This is a genomic window from Acidisoma sp. PAMC 29798 (assembly GCF_030252425.1).
Classification (GTDB): Bacteria; Pseudomonadota; Alphaproteobacteria; order Acetobacterales; family Acetobacteraceae; genus Acidisoma; species Acidisoma cladoniae.
The window spans coordinates 1,193,812-1,212,981 of record NZ_CP126994.1 but is presented as its reverse complement, the minus strand read 5'-3'; the positions used below and the strand labels follow the sequence as shown (position 1 = coordinate 1,212,981).

19 protein-coding genes are annotated in these 19,170 nt (G+C 64.4%); 7 read left to right on the top strand and 12 right to left on the bottom strand.

Features of this window, described 5'->3' with window-relative positions; all coding sequences use genetic code 11:
* Window positions 1–32: 32 nt before the first annotated feature.
* From QP803_RS05810 to QP803_RS05800, 3 genes are read right to left on the bottom strand one after another with little or no spacing between them, the layout of a single operon-like run.
* Window positions 33–1,400 (bottom strand): aminotransferase, encoded by a 1,368-nt coding sequence (locus QP803_RS05810; RefSeq protein ID WP_350356068.1) that lies wholly within the window; start codon window positions 1,398–1,400, stop codon window positions 33–35.
* Window positions 1,400–2,701, bottom strand: a complete 1,302-nt coding sequence (locus tag QP803_RS05805) for an NAD(P)/FAD-dependent oxidoreductase (RefSeq protein ID WP_284946837.1) — start codon at window positions 2,699–2,701, stop codon at window positions 1,400–1,402. Before QP803_RS05805 ends, QP803_RS05810 begins: the two co-directional genes overlap by 1 nt.
* Entirely contained in the window at window positions 2,701–4,062 is a 1,362-nt protein-coding gene (locus tag QP803_RS05800; RefSeq protein ID WP_284946835.1) for a glutamine synthetase family protein, read from the bottom strand. Before QP803_RS05800 ends, QP803_RS05805 begins: the two co-directional genes overlap by 1 nt.
* 136 nt (window positions 4,063–4,198) lie before the next feature.
* On the opposite strand from QP803_RS05800, the gene QP803_RS05795 reads away from it, so the two are divergent.
* The 4 genes from QP803_RS05795 (at window position 4,199) to QP803_RS05780 (ending at window position 7,196) form a co-directional block, all read left to right on the top strand.
* A complete protein-coding gene (locus tag QP803_RS05795) occupies window positions 4,199–5,044 on the top strand; it encodes a gamma-glutamyl-gamma-aminobutyrate hydrolase family protein (protein WP_350356067.1) in 846 nt (281 codons plus the stop codon).
* A gap of 75 nt (window positions 5,045–5,119) precedes the next feature.
* Complete coding sequence (locus QP803_RS05790) at window positions 5,120–5,716, top strand: hypothetical protein (RefSeq protein ID WP_284946831.1); 597 nt, start codon at window positions 5,120–5,122, stop codon at window positions 5,714–5,716.
* 84 nt (window positions 5,717–5,800) lie between these two features.
* Window positions 5,801–6,451: a cytochrome b/b6 domain-containing protein gene (locus QP803_RS05785; protein WP_284946829.1), complete on the top strand. Its 651-nt coding sequence runs from the start codon at window positions 5,801–5,803 to the stop codon at window positions 6,449–6,451.
* A complete protein-coding gene (locus QP803_RS05780; RefSeq protein ID WP_284946827.1) occupies window positions 6,441–7,196 on the top strand; it encodes a molybdopterin-dependent oxidoreductase in 756 nt (251 codons plus the stop codon). Before QP803_RS05785 ends, QP803_RS05780 begins: the two co-directional genes overlap by 11 nt.
* Here QP803_RS05780 and QP803_RS05775 read toward each other — a convergent pair.
* The 7 genes from QP803_RS05775 to QP803_RS05745 form a co-directional block, all read right to left on the bottom strand.
* On the bottom strand, window positions 7,193–7,729 hold the full coding sequence (locus tag QP803_RS05775) for a hypothetical protein (RefSeq protein WP_284946824.1): 537 nt from the start codon (window positions 7,727–7,729) through the stop codon (window positions 7,193–7,195). The two genes, QP803_RS05780 and QP803_RS05775, sit on opposite strands and share 4 nt — an antisense overlap.
* A 4-nt stretch (window positions 7,730–7,733) precedes the next feature.
* Window positions 7,734–8,228 (bottom strand): hypothetical protein, encoded by a 495-nt coding sequence (locus QP803_RS05770; protein WP_284946822.1) that lies wholly within the window; start codon window positions 8,226–8,228, stop codon window positions 7,734–7,736.
* 22 nt (window positions 8,229–8,250) lie between these two features.
* Entirely contained in the window at window positions 8,251–9,075 is an 825-nt protein-coding gene (locus QP803_RS05765; RefSeq protein ID WP_284946820.1) for an inositol monophosphatase family protein, read from the bottom strand.
* Window positions 9,072–10,379 carry a GTPase HflX gene (hflX, locus tag QP803_RS05760; RefSeq protein WP_284946818.1) on the bottom strand — a complete coding sequence of 436 codons (1,308 nt, stop codon included), beginning with the start codon at window positions 10,377–10,379 and terminating at the stop codon, window positions 9,072–9,074. The genes QP803_RS05765 and hflX overlap by 4 nt, the downstream gene beginning before the upstream one ends.
* A complete protein-coding gene (gene hfq / locus QP803_RS05755) occupies window positions 10,376–10,657 on the bottom strand; it encodes an RNA chaperone Hfq (protein WP_284946816.1) in 282 nt (93 codons plus the stop codon). Before hfq ends, hflX begins: the two co-directional genes overlap by 4 nt.
* Window positions 10,658–10,806: 149 nt before the next feature.
* Complete coding sequence (locus QP803_RS05750) at window positions 10,807–11,556, bottom strand: WecB/TagA/CpsF family glycosyltransferase (RefSeq protein WP_284946814.1); 750 nt, start codon at window positions 11,554–11,556, stop codon at window positions 10,807–10,809.
* Window positions 11,553–12,746: an outer membrane beta-barrel protein gene (locus QP803_RS05745; RefSeq protein ID WP_284946812.1), complete on the bottom strand. Its 1,194-nt coding sequence runs from the start codon at window positions 12,744–12,746 to the stop codon at window positions 11,553–11,555. Before QP803_RS05745 ends, QP803_RS05750 begins: the two co-directional genes overlap by 4 nt.
* A gap of 143 nt (window positions 12,747–12,889) precedes the next feature.
* Here QP803_RS05745 and QP803_RS05740 point away from each other — a divergent pair, with 143 nt between their 5' ends.
* Window positions 12,890–13,900 (top strand): acyltransferase family protein, encoded by a 1,011-nt coding sequence (locus tag QP803_RS05740; protein ID WP_284946810.1) that lies wholly within the window; start codon window positions 12,890–12,892, stop codon window positions 13,898–13,900.
* Here QP803_RS05740 and QP803_RS05735 read toward each other — a convergent pair.
* Window positions 13,876–15,999, bottom strand: coding sequence for a GumC family protein (locus QP803_RS05735; protein ID WP_284946808.1), 2,124 nt, complete (start codon window positions 15,997–15,999; stop codon window positions 13,876–13,878). The two genes, QP803_RS05740 and QP803_RS05735, sit on opposite strands and share 25 nt — an antisense overlap.
* A 76-nt stretch (window positions 16,000–16,075) precedes the next feature.
* On the opposite strand from QP803_RS05735, the gene QP803_RS05730 reads away from it, so the two are divergent.
* Both QP803_RS05730 and QP803_RS05725 read left to right on the top strand, forming a co-directional pair.
* The gene (locus tag QP803_RS05730; RefSeq protein WP_284946805.1) at window positions 16,076–16,633 is read left to right on the top strand and encodes a polysaccharide biosynthesis/export family protein; all 558 of its coding nucleotides are present in this window, start codon (window positions 16,076–16,078) and stop codon (window positions 16,631–16,633) included.
* Window positions 16,634–16,645: 12 nt separating this feature from the next.
* Window positions 16,646–17,488, top strand: a complete 843-nt coding sequence (locus tag QP803_RS05725) for a penicillin-insensitive murein endopeptidase (RefSeq protein WP_284946803.1) — start codon at window positions 16,646–16,648, stop codon at window positions 17,486–17,488.
* Window positions 17,489–17,546: 58 nt separating this feature from the next.
* Here QP803_RS05725 and QP803_RS05720 read toward each other — a convergent pair whose 3' ends face one another.
* On the bottom strand, window positions 17,547–19,145 hold the full coding sequence (locus tag QP803_RS05720) for an efflux transporter outer membrane subunit (RefSeq protein ID WP_284946802.1): 1,599 nt from the start codon (window positions 19,143–19,145) through the stop codon (window positions 17,547–17,549).
* Window positions 19,146–19,170 lie beyond the last annotated feature (25 nt).

Here is a 19,170-nt window from a genome sequence, read left to right as displayed (position 1 = left end):
CCCGGGCATGGCCCGGGGATGACGATGGAGGGTTAATGGTCGGTCTTCACACTCTGCCACGTGCGGTCGATGGCGCGGGCGGCGCGTGTCGCGAGTTCGGAAAGCTCGTCATCCGAAATCACCAGCGGCGGCGCGAAGACCATCGTGTCGCGGCAGGCGCGCATGACCAGCCCCTCCTCCATCGCGAAATTGCGGCAGGTCGCGCCGACCTTGCGGTCGCTCGCGAAGGGCTTGTGTGCGGCACGGTCTTCCACCAGTTCGATCGCGCCGATCAGCCCCCGGCCACGGATTTCGCCGACCAGCGGATGATCGACCAGTGCCGCGTTCAACAATGCCCGCAGCTTCACGCCCTGGCGTTCGGCGGCTTCGGGCAGATCGTGGTCCACAATAATGTCGAGATTGGCGAGCGCCACGGCGCAAGCCACCGGATGACCCGAATAGGTGAAGCCGTGATAGAATTCGCCGCCTTCCTCGATAAAGGTTTCGGCCACACGATCGCCCACAAAGAGCGCCGAGAGCGGAATATAGCCCGAGGTGATGCCCTTGGCCGTCGTCATCAGATCGGGCTGGATGCCATAGCTGACGGAGCCGAACATCGTGCCGAGCCGGCCAAAGCCGCAGATGACCTCATCGGCGATCAGTAGAATGTCATGCGCGCGACAGATTCGCTGAACTTCAGGCCAGTAGCTGTCGGGCGGGATGATGACGCCGCCGGCGCCCTGGATCGGCTCGCCGATGAAGGCCGCAATCTTTTCGGCACCGACTTCCTCGATCAGCCGTTCCAGGCTGCGCGCCGCGTGAAGACCGAAGTCATGCGCGCTCATCGCGCCGGCATCGCGATAGATGTAGGGCGTCATCACCTGGCGGAAATCGGGCAGGTCGCCGCCCTGGCGATGCATGTCCGTCATCCCGCCGGCCGAGGCGCCCGCCATGGTCGAGCCGTGATAGCCGTATTCGCGACTGACGATGATGCGCTTCTCGGGCTTGCCCTGAAGCTGCCAGAAGACCCGCGCCATGCGCAGCGCGCTGTCCACCGCTTCCGAGCCCGAGCACGCGTAGAAGACGCGGCTGAAGCCCGGCGGGGCGAGGCTGGCCAAACGCTCCGACAAGATCGCGGCCGGCGTCGTCGTGCTGCTGAAGAAGGTGTTGTAATAGGGCAGCAGGCTCATTTGCTTCGCCGCCGCTGCCACCAAACTCGGTTGACTATAGCCGACATTGACGCACCACAGGCCGGACATGCCGTCCAGGATGCGGTGGCCATCCCCATCCCACAGCCATACGCCTTCGGCGCGCGTCACCACGCGCACGCGGCCGGCATGCAAAGCCTTGTGATCCGTAAAGGGATGAAAGTGATGCGCATCATCAAGAGCGCGCACATGGTCCATATCGTTCAGCATCATCAAACCCCGAGGCGATCGCGTAAGCCGTAATACCAGGAACCCAACACCGTGAGTGGCACGCGCAGCGCGCGACCGCCGGGAAACGGCAAATACGGCAGTCGTTCGAAGACATCAAAGCGCGCGGTGCGGCCGATCACTGCCTCGCCGAGAAGCCGCCCAAGCAGATGCGTGGTGGTCACCCCATGACCGCTATCGCCATGGCTGAATAAGACATTCGCGGATAGCCGCCCGACATGGGGCACGCGCGTCATCGTCAGGGCGAAATTGCCGCTCCAGGCAAAGTCGAGTTTGGTGCCGCGCAGTGCCGGAAAGGTGCGTTCCAGGTGCGGGCGGATCTTGCCCTCGATGCTCGCGGGGTCGGTGCCGCCGTACACCACGCCGCCGCCGAACAGCAGCCGGTCATCGGCCGTGCGGCGATAGTAGTCGAGGATATAGTTGCAGTCCTCGACACACTGGTTGCGCGGCAACAAGCGATCGAGCAGCGCGGGGTCGAGCTTCGCGGTTGTCACCACCTGGCTCGACACCGGCATGATCTTGTTGGTGAGATCGGGTACGGCGTCACCGAGATAGGCATTGCCGCACACGATGACGGTCTTGGCGCGCACCATGCCCTGCGCGGTGTGAACGAGGACTTCATGGCCCTTATCCTCGACGCGCGTGACCGCGCTGCCCTCATGGATGATCGTGCCGAGATTTTCGGCGGCAGCGGCTTGGCCCAGAACGAGGTTGAGGGGATGGATATGGCCACCGCGATGGTCGATCTGGCCGCCGATATAGATGTCGGTCTCCACGATGCCGGGCAGACGGTTGCGATCGACCATCTCCAGCTCGGTATGGCCGTAGCTCTCCCAGACCCGCTTGGTATGCTCCAACTCCCGCATCTGGCGCGGCGTAAAGGCGGCGAAGAATCCGCCATCGACGAGGTCGCAGGCGATGTTGTACCGCGCCACACGGTCGCGGATGATGTCGCCGCCTTCGAGGGACATATCGGCCAGCGCCTTGGCGGGACCTTTACCGTAGCGACCTTCGATGGTGGAGAGATCGCGGCTATAGCCATTGACGATCTGGCCGCCATTGCGCCCTGACGCGCCCCAGCCGACGCGCTTGCCTTCCAGCACGACCGCAGCGATGCCGCCCTCGGCGAGCGTGAGTGCCGCCGAAATGCCTGAGAAGCCGGCGCCGATGATGCAGACCTCCGCCCGCACCTCGCCCATGAGCGGGGGACGATAGGGCGAGGGATTGGCCGTCGCCGCGTAATAGGAGCCCGTATGCGCTTCGGGCGTCGTCGCTGCGCTGCTCATCACGCGGTCTTCAAATAGGCGTCGTATTCGATTTCCGTGACATGAGCCCTAAACTCCTCAATCTCCTGCCGCTTCACGGCAGCGAAGATATGCCGATACGGCGCACCCAGGGCCTCGGCGATGAAGTCGGACGCCTCGAAACGGGCTAAAGCCTCATCCCAGGTGGTCGGCAGGCTTTCGCAGCCGGATTCGCTGTGCTCGCCGACCGTGGGTTCAGGCGGCACGGCGCCCGTCTGCAAGCCGTGCAGCGCGGCGGAGAGGATCACCGCCATGGTCAGATAGGGATTGGTATCCGACCCCGCAACGCGATGCTCGATCCGCGTGGCGGGGCCAGCTTCAATGACGCGAATGGCGGCGGTCCGATTGTCGATGCCCCAGCTCAGGCGGGTCGGCGCATGGGCGGCGGGCGTCAGACGGCGATAGGAATTGGCATGAGGCGCCAGCACCAGCATGCTGTCCTTCATCGTATTCAGCATCCCGCCGATGGCTTGGCGCAGCTTTCCGCCCTCCGCATGGCCTTCGGCCACGAAGATATTGGCGCCGGCGCGATCAAGCAGGCTGAGATGGGTATGCATGCCATTGCCAGCGAAACCGCCATAGGGCTTGGCCATAAAGGTGGCGTCCATGCCATGGCGCCGCGCGGCGCCTTTGACGATGCGCTTGAGCATGATCGTCCAATCCGCCGCGCGCACGACATCATCGGTATGGGTGAAGTTCAACTCGTACTGGTCCGGCCCATTTTCCCGCACCGCACCGTCCAGCGGAATGCCCTGCTCGGCGGCGAAGCGCGCGATATCGGCGAAGATCACGTCATAGGCGTGCAACTCATCGAGGCTGAGCACATTCTGCTGCCAGCCCTTCCAGCGCTGGGCGTCGGCGCCGCTGGGGCGTGGGGTTTCGCCCGCTGTCTCGGTCGGCTCGATGAAATAGAATTCGAGTTCGGTCGCGACCACCGGCGTCAGTCCCGCGTCCTTGAAGCGGGCCAGCACGCCTTCCAGCACGGTGCGGGGATCGGCGAAATAGGGCGCGCCGGCGGCATCGACCATACGCAGCATCACCTGCGTGGCGCGGCGCGACAGCCAGGAAATGGGCAGGACCGACCCTTCGACCGGGCGACACAGCCCGTCCGGATCGCCGGTGCCATGGGCGAGGCCGGCCTCATCGGCGTCCCGGCCCCAGATGTCTTGCGCGAATACGGAGCGCGGGATCAGCAGACCCTTGTCGCTGACGTCGGACAGCTTCTCGGCGGGCAGCCATTTGCCGCGTGGCACGCCGTTACCGTCGATGACGAAGGCTTCGACGATTCCTCCTTGGGACTTCTTCGATTTGCCGGCGGCCGCGATTCTGGGGAGGATCGTCATGAGACTCTCGCTATTGCGACAGTATCATTACCGCATAAAGGGTGTCCGGCCCAAGTCGGGGGTCCAGTCGCGCCAAAGTTCCGCTATTACGATGTATGGTAGGCATGGCGGTGTCCCGCTTTCCCGTGGTCCTTGAATGTTCCGCGCATGGCTATGTATTGGCGAGATTGAGTGTGAAGGATTGCGATTGATGCGAAGGCCGGTGATTGGATTTGTCTGCGATGTGACCGGGATGTCCGGGCACATCGCGCATCTCGTGGTCGAGAAGTACCTTTATGCCGTCACGGTCGGCTCTGATGCTGTGCCAATCCTGATCCCCGGACGCATCTGCGACACGGATGGTACGCCAGCGACCCAGAGCATCGACTACGCGGAAATCCTCGATCTGGTGGACGGCATCTTCCTGCCCGGCAGCCCGTCCAATGTCGCGCCCGCCCTCTATGGCCGGGCGCCGGAGGATCAGGTGCTGCCCGCCGACCCCAACCGCGATGCTATGTCCCTCGGCCTCATCCACGCCGCACTGGCCGCCGGCGTGCCGATGCTGGGCGTCTGCCGGGGTTGCCAGGAAATGAACGTCGCCTTCGGCGGCACGCTGCACCCCAAACTGCATGATGTGGGGGACGCGCTGGACCATCGCTTCGACAAGAGCCTGCCGATCCCCGAGCAATATGCCCCAGCGCATGAGGTGTCCTTGGAGCCCGGCGGCCAGTTTGCCCGCTGGACCGGCGAGGCGGCGCGCTGGCGCGTGAACTCCCTGCATGAGCAGGGCGTGGATCGCCTGGCGCCTGGAATGGTCGTGGAAGCCCGTGCGCCAGACGGTCTGGTGGAGGCATTCCATCATCCGGGTGCGAAACGATTCACGACGGCCATCCAGTGGCACCCGGAATTCCGGTTCGACCACGATGTTCTTTCCAGCGCCATCTTCAAAGCCTTTGGAGATGCCGCACGGGAACGTGCGACCGATCGGCCGATAGCGCGGTAACCGCGAAAGCCTTCGCGCGTATGATGCGGTGAGGCGGCAGGCACCCGCCTGCCTATCGTCATGCAAAGGAATAACATGCGCCAGACACCCTTCGCCGCGGCCGCCATGGGCCTCGCCCTTCTCGGTACCGTCGTCGTCGCCCAAGCGGCCTCCGCCCGCACACGCGGCACAGTCTCCACCATCAGCGCCACCCAAATCGACCTGAAGACCCGCGACGGCGGCTCGGCCAGCTTCGCGATCACCCCAGACACGAAATATGTGGGTGAGACGACCGGCGCAATGTCCGACATCAAGGCCGGCAGCTATATCGGCACCGCCGCCGTGCCGGCCGGCAACGGCATGCTGCGCGCACTTGAAGTGACGGTGTTTCCCCCGGCGATGGCCGGCGCCGGCGAAGGCCATTACCCCTGGGATCTCGGTAAAACGAGTTCCATGACCAATGGCACCGTCGGCCACCTCGTGGTGTCCAATGGCAATATCATGACCGTGACCTACAAGGGCGGCGAGCAAAAGATCATGGTGCCGACAAATGTGCCGATCGTCATGATCGCACCTGGCACCGCGGCGCGCGTGACGCCCGGCGTCAAAGTGATCGTCAATCCGCCCAAGACCGATCCGAAGACGGCCGAATTTATCCTCTATGGTGAAAACGGCATTACGCCGCCCCAGTAAGCGTTCGCGCAGTAACTTTGCGCGTAACATACGGCGGCCAACCGCCGTATGTTATAGCACTGGCTTTGGGGGATGAACGCGTCGATGGCACAGACTGGCAGAAGCAAGGGCCGCGTTGTTACGGTTCATCCCCTGGTCGTTCGCATCACCCATTGGATCAGTGCGGTTGCGATTGTCTGCATGGTGATGAGTGGCTGGCAGATTTTCAATGCCGCACCGTTTCTGCCCCTCGTCTTCCCGCCCTGGATGACCTTGGGCGGCTGGTTGGGTGGCGCCATCGCCTGGCATCTCGCGGCCATGTGGCTGCTGGTCGCCAATGGCATCGTCTATGTCGGGTACGGCCTCGCTGCACGACACTTTTCGCGATCGTTCTTTCCGCTCAGCGCCCGCAGCGTCTGGGGCGATTTCCGCTCGGCACTGACCTTCAAGCTGGGACATACGCCGGGCGTCTATAACGCCGTGCAGAAGCTGCTCTACATCATGGTGCTGCTGTTCGGCATCCTCGCCGTGCTGTCCGGCCTCGCGATGTGGAAGCCGGTGCAACTTCAGTTTCTAGCGGCCATCCTCGGCAGCTATCCCAGCGTCCGTTGGGTTCATTTCGTGGCCATGACGGGCATTGTTGGCTTCGTGGTCATCCATCTGGCCTTGGTCATTCTGGTGCCGCGCACTTTGCCGACCATGATCACCGGCCGCGCGCGCCTCGACCCAGAGCCGGAGATTTCTCATGAAGCGTGAACCCGGCCTTCTCAGCGCCCGCGACCTCGCCCCGGAATTGAAGCGTGTCGAGCGGCGGCTGATGCTCAAGACAGGGCTATCGCTCGGCGCCCTGACGATGCTGACCGGCTGCAATCTTGCCGATGGGGATATGACGGATCGCGCGCTGTTCGCCATGTTGCGGTTCAATGACCGCGTGCAGGCCTTGCTGTTCAGCAAGACGCGCCTGGCCGCGACGTTTCCCGCCAGCCGCATCACCAATCCCTTCAAGTTCAACGCCTTCTATGATGAAGACGATGTGCCGGATATCGATGGTGCGACCTGGAAGATGGAGGTTTCGGGCCTGGTGCAGGACAAGACGCCCTGGACCCTCGCCCGCTTGCGCGCCATGCCGCAGGAGAACCAGATCACGCGGCATATCTGCGTCGAGGGGTGGAGCCAGATCGGCGAATGGAGCGGCGTGCCGCTGCGGCTGTTCCTGCAAAAGATTGGCGCCGATACGCGCGCCAAATACGTCGGCTTCAAATGCGCCGATCGCTACTACTCCAGCATCGACATGGAAAGCGCGCTCCATCCGCAGACGATTTTGGCGTTGGATTTCATCGGCAAGCCTTTGCCGGCCGAGTTCGGATTTCCGATGCGGTTGCGCATTCCGACGAAGCTTGGTTTCAAGAATCCCAAGCATATCGCGGCGCTTTACGTGACCAACGATAACCCCGGCGGATATTGGGAAGACCAGGGGTATAATTGGTTCAGCGGGAGTTAGCAGATCAGCTCAAGGACCGCATTTAGCAGTTCCCTGGCGTCTTCAAGTTGAATATTTTTGGGTGGTGACTTCGTCCCGTGGGCGATTCGATTGCGCTCATTTTTAAGGTCTCGAAGCTGAGCCCCGACTTCTGGACGAAGACGGCTCTCCACAGCTTTGAAAAGCGCGTCTAGAGATCCAAAATCCTCTGCTTGTCGCACAAGCTGATTGGTGATCTGCGACATCACGGGCACGTTATAATGCTCCGTGAGGACGCGTTTGGCTTCGCCAACAGCCGTCGGAATCCGTCTCAAACACTCGCTCTCGAACGCTGAGCACATATCAATCAGCGCGAGTTCGGCCAGTCGGGCTTGAGTGGTGTCTAGGCGCTGAGTAATTTTTGTTTTCGCCTGCACTAACGTGTCGCCAGTCCGTGTGAGGCCAAGCCGAATGTTTTCTTCGGATATCGGTTTAGAGATCGAAGCGCGATATAGGCGGCCTAGGGCGTCAGTGAGGTAAAAATATCTTTGATACGCCTCATCAACCGAGGTCACAGCGTCACTCGAACAAGGATTCGAGTGCTTGTTCGAATGCCGACTTACTTAACGGCTCAAAGAAGACAATTTTGCCGGCGTCCAGAGGACCACCCTTAGTGCGAATGAACGGGTTGGATTCCCTATGAGTGATCTGCCATTCAGGCGGTTCAAACCGTTGACGCAGCAGCATGTACCCATGACCAGGCCAACCTGCATTGGACATATCGACTCGACCAACCGCGCCAGCAACGATACGGCCAACAGGCGTAACGTTAACAAGCGAACTCCCACTCCGAAGTTTCAGTCTCAAACCTTCATAGGCTCCCAGCCGCTCTTCAAAGACCGGTATTCGTTCCTCCTCAACGGTTAAAAGGTTGTCCTTGATGTAATCCACTAGATACGATTTCAGTTCATCGAATAGGCAAACGACAGCGGACTGCCACTCAGCGACCACTTCTTCGGCGCTGTACCCCTCGACGCCCTGGCTCAAGACAAGCAGCCGGTCCCGCAAGCTCATTTTCGTCTCCTACTCAGCCTCGTCATCCCATCAACCCGCGCACAACCTCCCAACTCGGGCGGTCGGGCGCAAGGATGAGGCCGCCGGTGGTTTCCGTCGGCGTATAGGCCGAGCCGTCCATGCGGGCGGAATAGCCGCCGGCCTCCTGATGGATCAGCCAGCCCGGCGCATGATCCCAAGGCATCATGCGGGCGAACACCGCCGCATGGGCAAAACCCTGCGCCAGCAACCGGTATTCATGCGCCGCATTGCGATAATCCCAAGTCGCCGCGAAACGCGGCAGCGCATTCAGCATGTTGTGCCGCTCGGGCTCGGGCAGATGGCGCCAGTTGATCGCGCCGGTCATCCGCTCCAGCGGTGCCGCCGCGGCAACACGAAGATCGCGCCGGCTGCCATCCGCCTGCTCCATCCAGGCGCCACCACCGCGCAACGCGAGCGCTGCGTCATCGCCAATCGGGTCGTGGATCACCGCACCCACGATCTGACCACGGACGATTGCCGCCGCCATGACACCGAACAGCGGCAGGCCGGCGGCGAAATTCGCCGTGCCGTCCACCGGATCGACCACGAAGGCCAGATCGGCGTCACCCAACTTGCGAAGAAGCGACGGATCGGCGGCCGTCGCTTCCTCCCCCACCACCAGCGCGCCAGGAAACATGCGGCCGATACCGGCGGTGATGAATCGCTCGGCGGCCTCATCCGCATCCGTCACCAGATCGAGCGCGCTGGTCTTTTCGCGCACCGCGCAGGTGTCGGGTTGGCGGAAGCGCGGCATGATTTCGCTCTGCGTCGCCTGACGCATCAGCATCCAGAGGTCATGCAGATGGGCTTTGGTGAAGGACGTCATGCCAGACTCTCGAACCGGGCCCGGTCGGCGGGCAGCATACGCACCGTCACGCGAATCGCTTCCTCTTCATCCTCACGGGAGATGACCTCCCCGTGCCGATACAGCCAGGCGAGCCGCGCCCCGTCGGATGGCACGAGGTTAAAGGAGGTGACCTCCTTCGCACTCTGCAGCCGATGGTCGATCGCGTCGCGCAGCCGGTCCAGCCCCGCGCCGTTCAGGGCGGAGATCGGGAGAGCGTCTGTGCCGCCGTCATGATGCGCCACGACGCCCGGAACCATCTCGACGCCGCCGAGCAGATCGGCCTTGTTCAGCACGTCGATGGTGCGGTTCGGCCAATCCGCATCGAGATTGCCCTCCTTCACCATCGCATCCAAGACGCGCAGCACATCGGCTTTCTGCGCCGCCGTATCCGGATGCGCGATGTCACGCACGTGAAGAATGACATCGGCCTCGGACACTTCCTCCAAGGTCGCGCGGAAGGCCGCCACGAGTTCGGTCGGCAGGTCGCTGATGAAGCCGACGGTATCAGACAGGATGGCCGGTGCGCCCGAAGGCAGCGCGATGCTGCGCATGGTGGGGTCCAGCGTCGCGAAAAGCTGGTCCTCAGCATGGACCGCAGCGCCCGTCATGGCATTGAACAGCGTCGATTTACCGGCGTTTGTGTAGCCGATCAGGGCGATCACGGGGTAAGGCGTGCGCTGGCGGGCGCTGCGATGCAGCCCACGGGTGCGCCGCACCTCCTCGATCTCTTTCTTCAGCCGCGCCATGCGCGTGGAAATCAGCCGCCGATCCGCCTCGATCTGAGTCTCACCGGGGCCGCCCAAGAAGCCGAAGCCGCCGCGCTGACGCTCAAGATGGGTCCAGGACCGGACGAGGCGGGATTTCTGGTAATCCAGATGCGCGAGTTCGACCTGGAGTGCCCCTTCCCGGGTCCGCGCACGCTCCCCGAAGATATCCAGGATGAGACCGGTGCGGTCGATGACCTTGCAGTCCCAGGCGCGTTCCAGGTTGCGCTGCTGGACCGGCGTCAGCGCCGTGTCCATCACCACCAGATCGACCTCATGGGATTTGAGGTCCTGATGCACCATCTCGACCTGGCCCGACCCCAACAGGGCGGAGGGTCGGCGGCCACGCAGTGGCACGATGGCGGAATGGACCAGCACGAGGCCGATGGAGGCCGCGAGACCCATGGCTTCCGCCAGTCTCGCCTCGCTGGAGCGGCGGCTGTCACTCGCCTCCACCCGCTCCCACGGCAGAATGACGGCAGCCCGCGTCAGGGCGCCGTCCATCGAGGTTTCCGTCATGCGGGGTCGGCCGATAAGATCTCGCGCCCAGGCGCCGCCTCCACTTTCAGTGGGTCGAACAGCTGGATGGGCGCGCCCGGCATGACCGTGCTGATAGCGTGCTTATAAACCAGTTGCGTATGTCCATCCCGCCGCAGCAGGACAGAGAAGTTGTCGAACCAGGTGATGATTCCCTGAAGTTTGACGCCGTTGACGAGAAACACCGTAACCGGCGTCTTGTTTTTCCGCACATGGTTCAGGAACACGTCCTGAACATTCTGCGTCTTCTCAGTGGCCACGAGTAAATCCTTTTTGTTTGAGCGTTCGTCGCACAATGCCCCTCACGCCCGAGCGTGGCAGCGTGGGGATGCAAGTCTTGTACTACACGCGGCGGGTCCAGGACCAGCGCACCGCATGCGACCCTGGGCTTGCTCGGCCCGCCTGCGCTCTATCTGAGCCGGGCGGCCAGAAGCAGCGCGATGATCGCCCAATCCCGGAGGAGATAGCGGCGCCACAAACGCCGTGGTTCGCGCCAGAGGCGATACAGCCATTCCAAGCCCAGACGCCGCAGAGCGGGCGGCGCGCGGGGCGTGAGCCCCGCCCAGAACTCCACCGCCGCGCCAATACACAGCCCCGTGCCGCAGGCGGCGCCCGTGGCCTGGATCGCCGCCGCCAGCCGTTCCTGCACCGGGGAGCCGACCGCCAGCAGGGTGAACCGCGCCGGGTGGGCGACGGCGAAGGCGACCGCCGCCGCGAAGCCGGCCGCGTCCCCCACCAGACCGAACGGCGGCCGGTGATGGGACAGAACGACCGTCGGATGATCTCGGCGGAGGGCTTCGGCACCGGCGTTTTCGAGGCCGATGACGGTCAAGCGGTCGTCCCGGCGCAGGTAATTGCTCAAAACGAGGGCGTTGACATCGGCGCCCGTCGCCACCCTTGGCGGCCGCAGACCGAGCAACCGGGCGGCATGCGCGATCGCGACCGAATCGAGAAACCGCCACTCGGCCTGATCATAGCGGTCACGCAGGCCGGGCGTGCGGCGCAGGCGGACGAAATGGTCCGCATTGGGCGTGACGACATAGGCGAAGGGCGCGCCATCTGGCCGCCCGGCGATCAGCGCCGCCGCCACCGCCGCGTCACCGTCCACAAACCACAGGCCGAGGAACAGCGTTTCCGCCACAGGGGCGATGCCGCTCATATCCCGGCCGTGAGACTGAGGAGAAAGACATTCTCGCCGTAGGAGGAGGCACCGGTGCTTTGGTGACTCGTCAGGTTGATCGTGCCATTCGCTCGAAAATTCCGGCTGATCAGCCACAACAGACCAAGGCTACCGGTCAGGAAGGTCTCCGACGCGCCGCCGTATTGGGCGCGGTCGAGGTCCAGGCCGGCATGGAGGATGAGATTGCGCTGCACCTCATGATCCATCGCGATGCCGAGGACGGTCGCCACATAGCTGCCGACCCCGATATCCGACGCGTCCTCGATCTTGCGCAGAATTCCCGCGTGGAAGGTAGTGCGTTCGGTCGGCTGCCAGGTGACGGTGCCCTCGGCCACGGGGACGAGTTGGTTGGCGTAGATCGGGTCCCGATAGGTACGGCCGCCGATGCCCGCCACAAGACGCCAGCCCCACAGACCGTCCACGTCATGCTCGACCCCCGCCAGCACCGCGCCCCCGACGAAATCGCGCGGGGGCTGGCTCGGGAGATCATTGGGGTAGCTGCCGCCATTGCCCCGCAGGATGAGCACGGCGCGATCGGGATCGTTAAAGCCCTCAATGCCGTAGAAAACGCTCATCTCGCCCTCGGTCACCAGGCGGTCGCGATAGGATTGCGGCGCCGAAATGCCGTCGATGCTGGCGTTACCGAAGGTAAAATGAGTGATCCCGAGGCTGGGCTGCACGGTCAGCCGCCCGACCGGACTCTCGCCGCGAAAGCGGAGCGTATCGACCGAAAAGGGCAGCGGCGCATCATAGGGCAAGGCGTCGAGTGCGGTGTCCAGCTCATGCAGGGATAAATGCGCTGCCGCCAGGGTCAGCTTGCAATCCGCGACATCCACCGTGCCGCCGATCGCCGCTGTCCAGTCGGTGTCGGATTGATGCGGCGCCGCGAGATAGCGGTTGTCTTGGGCCGCCAGATAGGCGCCGTCGGTGGAACCGCCATCGGTCGAGGTGACGGTGACGGATGGCGCCGTCGACTCGATCCAACTCGGCTTTCGGCCGACCAGGACAGCGCTGTCGTGACTGATGCTCTCGGTCACTTCGGGATGCACCCAGTCTGAGCCCACAAGAATCTGCTGCCATTCGGTATCTTGCTGGATCCGAGACGTGACCGAGACACCGGCCTGGGTATCGAAGCCCGGAACGTCCTTTGGGTATGACGCCTGGATCATTTGGGCGTGCGCCGTGGTCGCCGATGCCCAGGTCGCGATCACCAGGCACAGGATGTGAAGAGCCCGCAGCCTTAACACGGTGGCATCCGTTTGCATGATAGCAGGGTAGGCTTTTTGTTTTGATTCCGATACAATAATCGCGCATGGGGCATTCTTCGGAACGACGGCTGGATCTCGATCGCGGCAAGGATCTGGCGATCCTGCTCGTGGTCTTCGGCCATCTCGTCGCGCGGGCGGATCCGACAGGTCTTTCCTGGTATGAACCGATCCGGGCGCTGATCTACGCCTTCCATATCCCATTCCTGTTCTATCTCAGCGGCTATGCCGCACAGCTGTCAGGCGGTGCGGACGCGACGGGCGCGGCCTATGCGCGGTTGCTGCGACGGCGCGCGCACCGCTTGCTGCTGCCGGCCGCGCTGTTTGGCCTGATCATCCTGATCGGAAAATACCTCGCCCAGCCCATCATGCATGTCGATCACGCCCCGGCCTCCTTACTCGGCGGATTGTCGGATTTGGTCTGGCATACGGACCGCAGCCCAGCACAATCGGTCTGGTATCTGATCGTTCTATTCGTCTTTGCGATCGTGACGCCGCCGTTGCTCACGCTATGGCGTGGCCGCGTCTGTCTGCTGGTTGCCCTCGGCCTGCTGCTGTTCTGGCTGCCGGTTCCTGCCTTGGTCTACGGCGACCGGATTGCGGCGAATGCGCTGTTCTTCGCGATCGGACTTTTCGCCGGGCGGCAAGATACAGACTGGTGCGTCTGGATCGATCGGCACCGTCGTTCCCTAGTCGTCCTGTTTCTTTGCAGCCTGCTGCTGGTCTTTCTTCTGAACACGGAGCTTGCACCAAAATCGCGTATGTTGCTGGTGAGTGCGGTCGCCCTGCCCGCCCTGCATGCGGCGATGCGTCATCCGCCGCGCCACGTCGCCCGGCTACTAGACTGGATGACGCCCTATGCCCTGGCTATCTACCTGCTCAACACCGTTTTCATTGGCCTGGCCAAGGGGCTGCTGATGACAAGCCTGCCGTGGAACGCGCCATGGTTTCCGCTCTATGCCGTTGTTCTGATGGCGGCGGGCATCGGCGGACCGACTGCGATGACCCTGCTCATACGCGCGCCCCTGATGCTTTATGCGCGGAAATACGCCGCGTAACGCCGGGTGGAAAACTCCGCCTCGGGGAAGCCACGCAAGGCCCGTGACCTCGCGCCCAGCCGCGTCAGCACCACCGCGAGCGGCGCGCTGCCTGGTTGATCGGTCAACAAACGACGGGCATAGGCCAGCAGCCGGCGCGGCGTATGGTTCCAGCGTACGCACAGCAACACCGCATCCGCGAGTTCGGCGATCGAAAGACTATCGACGCCCGCGAGCAGGGGTGCGCCGTCCAGCACGATCAGATCATAGTCGCGGCGCCAGTCCGCAATCATCGGCCGCAGGGTCGTCGCCGCCAGACGCTGCGTCGGTGCGGTGGTGCCGCCCGCCGGAATGATCGACAGGCCGGATACGGTATCGGCGCGGATGACCTCACGCGTGCTGCGCGATCCGGATAAAAGCTCGGTCAAGCCAGGCGCGTCAGCCGCCATCAGGATGCGGCTGAGATGAGGCCGGACGCGATCACAATCCACCACCAAAACGGACTCCCCGCCGCGCGCCGCACTGCGCGCCAGGGCGAGGGCCAGGCTGGTCTTGCCCTCGCCCGGACGCGTCGAGATCACGGCAAGGATGCGCGGGTCGGCGGCCGCGAAGCGCAACCGCCCGCGCAGGATCTGGACCTGGCGCGCGGCCAGGGAGCCGGGTCGCGCAAGGCGATGCTGCACATCCTCGGCCGACCCCGTGCGGACGCCGGGAATGGTGCCCAGACAGCGCAGGCCCAGCGCGTCATCGACCTCCCGTTCCGTGCGCAGGGTGGTGGTGGTCACCTCGCGCAGCCAGGCGAGCCCGCCGCCGGCCACCAGACCCAGAAGCACAGCCGCCGCGAGCAGCAAGCCGCGTTTAGGGGAGGACGATGTCGTGGGCGGCGCGGCGCTGGACAGGATTCTTGCGTCGGGGGTTTCGATCGCCTCCTGCTGCGCGCTTTGTTCCATGCGCGTGAGCAAAGCCTGGAGCAATTGGCGCGTGGCATCGGCGTCCTGCTGCATCGCCTGCAGCGCAACCGCCGCATCGGCCTCTTTCGCGCCCTGCGCCTGGGCCGCCAGAAGGCTGCCGCGCAACATACTGAGCCGCGTGGCCGCGGCCTGCGCATCGGCATTGACGCCGGCCGAGACATCCGCGCTTTCGGCGCCCGAGGCTGCGCGAAGAACCGCGAGTTGCTGCTGCAAGGCCCGCACCACCGGGTGGTTTGGCCCCAGGCGTGCCCGCGCCGCATCCAGCGCGCCCTGCGCCTGAACCGTGGCGAGGCGCATGGCGACCACGTTTTCCGACAGCCGGCCGCTTCCCGCCGCGTCCCGCCGGGCCTGGGCGCCCGCCAATTCCTCCTCCGCGCGCATCAGATCGGCCGAAAGGCCGCTGATCTCCTCGGTGCCGATCTGCGCCTGAACGCCCTCGATCAACCCGTTCGCCTGGCGGTATCGGGCGATGGCGGCGTTCTGTTCCAGCGCCTTCGCGCGCAGGGCCGCCGCTCGCGCGTCCATCCAGGCGTAGGCCGCGCGCAAGGCGGTGGTCTTGAGGGAAAGCTGATCGGCGATATAGATCGCCATGATCCGGTTCGCCGCCACCGCCGCGAGATCGGGGTCCTGTGCGGTGAAGGACACCGCGAAGACGCGCGAGGCATCCACCGGCACCACCGACATCGCCCGCAGCACCGCCGCGTCGACGGCCGCGCTGTGGTCGTTAGGAAAGAGCCGTTCATCCGCGACCGGGCGGCGGGGGGCGAATTCGGGCACAGACGCGAGGTTCAGGTCGGTCGCGATTCGATGCGCTGCTGACAAATTGCCGAGGATGGCGGCCTGGCTCGCGACGATCGTATCCGTGGTCGGATCAGTCTTGAGAATGCTGCGCAGAACATCCGCCGAATAGCCGGTCGGATCGTAAATGACCGTGCCGGTGGCGGTATAAAGCGTCGGCACCTGGCTCAACGCCAAGGCCACCAGGGCCGGGATGAGGATGGCGGGCAGCAGGATGCTCCATAGCTGCCGGGACAGCACACCCAAAAAGTCCTCGACGTCCGACGGAAGCGGATGAGGACGATCTCCCCGCCCGTCCGCCCAAGGGCGGACGAGATGCGGCGGCCCGCGACCCTCGGTGCTGTCTAACATTCGAACTCTCCTCATCGCGCGAACGATGCGATCAAGCAACATATACGCGTTGCACGAATTTTGTTAATTAATCGTTATGAGAAAAACCCTCTGCGTGATGACGGGATTTTGGCTGACCGGCTGCGCCGCGCCCGGCGCCACCCTGCCGCCCTTGCCGCCCCCCGCGAGCACGGCGTTGTACCGGCTGGGGCCTGGCGACCGGGTGCGTGTCATCGTCTATGGTGACAAGGAACTCAGCGATGTCTTCGCGATCGGGGATGACGGCCAGATCGCGCTCCCGCTCGCCGGGTCACTGCCCGCCAGCGGCATCACCGCCAGCACCCTGGGCGCCGAAATCGCGGACAGCCTGAAGACGCGCGGCATGATGGACGACCCCTCCGTCGCCGTGGAGATCGCGTCCTATCGCCCAATCTTCATTCTGGGGGAGGTGCTGCGGCCAGGACAATATCCCTATGAACCCGGCATGACCGTGGTGGCGGCCGTGTCCCTCGCCGGCGGCTATACCTATCGGGCGATCAAAGCCTATGAGAGCATCGTGCGCACGACCAAGACGACGACCGTCCAAGGTCGTGTGGGCCCCGCCGACCGGGTCGCCCCGGGTGATGTCATCACGGTGTACGACCGCCGCTTCTGAGGGTTCGTCTGCATGCGTCTGCGCTTTCTCATGCTGCTGCCGCTGCTCGCACCGCCCGCTTACGCCGGCACCGTAGGACCGGCGCCGGGCGCGCTGCGCATCATCGGCGCCGGCACGGGCTGCATCGTCGGAGCCCGTGCCCTCCCGCCGCAGGGACCCGGCTACGAGGTCATTCGCGCCAGCCAGAGCAGCTTCTGGGGCGCGCCGGTGACGTTGCGCGGCATCGAAACGCTGGCCGCGGAGGCGCAGCGCGCCGGTCTGCCCGATCTTTACGTGGGCGATCTGTCAGGCCCGCGCGGCGGCCCCCTGTCGGGCGGCCATGTCGCCCATCAACGCGGCCTCGATGTCGATATCTATCTCGATACGCAGCCCAAGCCGGCGCTGACGCTGGCGCAGCGCAACGGGCTGGCGCCCCCGGCGATCGTCCCAGCCGGCAGTACCCAGGTTGATCCCGCGCAATGGTCGCGCGCGACGATGACGCTGATCCATATGGCAACGGCGCTGCCCGGCCTCGATCGCCTTCTGGTCAATCCAGTGATCAAGCGCCAGCTGTGCGAGGCGGCGACGGGCGATACGTCTTGGCTGCGGCGGGTGCGACCCTGGTGGGGACACCGCGCCCATATGCATTTGCATTTCGCCTGTCCACCCGGCCAGCCTGACTGCGTCGATCAAGCCGCCGTTCCGGCCGGCAATGGCTGCGGTGCGGCATTGGATTGGTGGTTCATGCCGGACGGCAGCATCCGGCCGCCCCCTCCATCGAGCGGCGGGCAACCCCCGGCGATCCCCGCGGCCTGCGGGCCGATTTTGGCACCTCTGGCGGGTGGAGCTTTGCCGCAGGGTGCGGAAGCGAATTAGTCGCGCCCGAATTGGTGGAATACGCTGCGCTTTTCCACCCTACGGTTTGCGAGGCAACTTAGCTCGCGTTGCCCTGGGTGATCGCCGTCTTGAGCGTCTGGCCGACCGAGGCATTCGGCGGACCCTCATTTGCTGGGGTCGGGAAGGTCGCCTCCCAACCGCCGCCGAGCGCGAGATAGAGCGAGACGAGATTCGTCGACACGGCCGCCGTGCTGTTCTGGTAGCTGCTCTGGCTCGTCAACACATTCTGCTGGGCCGTCAACACGTCCAGATAAGTCGCGATGCCCTCGGTATAACGCTGCTGCGCGAGACCCAGCGCCTTTTCGTTCGCCGCCACGGACTGGCGCAGCGCGGCGCGCCGCCGCTGTTCCGCATCATAGGCCGTGAGCGCGTTATCGACATCCGAGAAGGCCTGCAACACGGTCTTGTCGTAACTGACCATCGCCTCATGCTGCTGCGCACGGCGTAGATGCAGCGTCTCGACAAGCTGGCCGCCCTCGAAGATCGGCACCGAGACCATGCCGCCGAGAATATAGGTGCGCGCGGCGGTGCTAAACAGATCCTGCGTCGAGCCGGACTGGATATCGAACATGCCGAGCAGGTTGAACTTCGGCAGGAAGGCGCCGATGGCCACGCCGATATTGGCGGTCGCGGCATGCAGTTTGGCCTCGGCCTCCATGACATCCGGACGGCGCCGCAGAAGCTCGGACGGCAGGCCGATCGGAATGGCGGCGGGCGTCGGGGGCACCACCTCCGGCGTCTCAAGCTCCGCCTGAAGGGCGCGCGGCCCCTCCCCCAACAAAAGGCTGAGCGCATTGATCTGCGCCGCAACCTGCTGCTGCGCCTGCGGCACGGTCGCCGCCGTTGTCATGAGCTGCGCCTGTTCCTGCGCGACATCGAGTTCGTTGGTGAGGCCCGCCACGGCGCGCTGCTGCGTCAGGTTCAGCAGGTTCTGCGCCGTCTTCACGTTGGTCTGGGCGATCTGGAGCAGCGCCTGGGCGTTGCGAAGTTGGACATAATCGCGGGCGACTTCCGCAATGATCTGGGTCAGCACGCCACGACGGTCGATCTCCGAGGCCTCAAGCTGGGCATTGCCAGCCTCGACGCTGCGGCGAACTTTGCCCCAAATGTCGAGCGTCCAGCTCGCGTCGAAGCCGTATTGGTAGATCTGGAGCGGGTCGATGTTGCCGCCGCTGCTGCCGCTACCGCTGCTGCTCGAACTCGACGACCCGCCGGTCAGGCTGGAAAGGCCGAGATCATTGCTCGGCTTGACATCGAAGGCATCGGCCTGACCGCTGACGGTCGGGAAGAAGGCGGAGGCCGCGACGCCGGCGTTCGAGCGGGCTTCCGCGACCCGGATGGTCGCTGTGACGACATCGAGGTTCTGGGCAGCCGCCCGCTGTTCCAGGGAATTGAGCTCGGGGTCATTGAAGCTTTCCCACCAAGCGACGTCGATCGGCAGCGCCACCGGCTGGCTGGCCGCGACTGCATGGGGGCGGCCCGCGAACCAGGAGACAGGATTGTAGGGCGAGGCCGGCTGCTTGAAGTCCGGGCCGACCGTGCAGCCCGCCACAAGAAGAAGAATCGCCGAGGATAGGATTGGCCTGGAAACCACCGCCAGTAGCCGGCGATTGTTGCCGCTGCGCTTTAGGACCACCGTGTCCGCTCCTGCCACTGCTTTG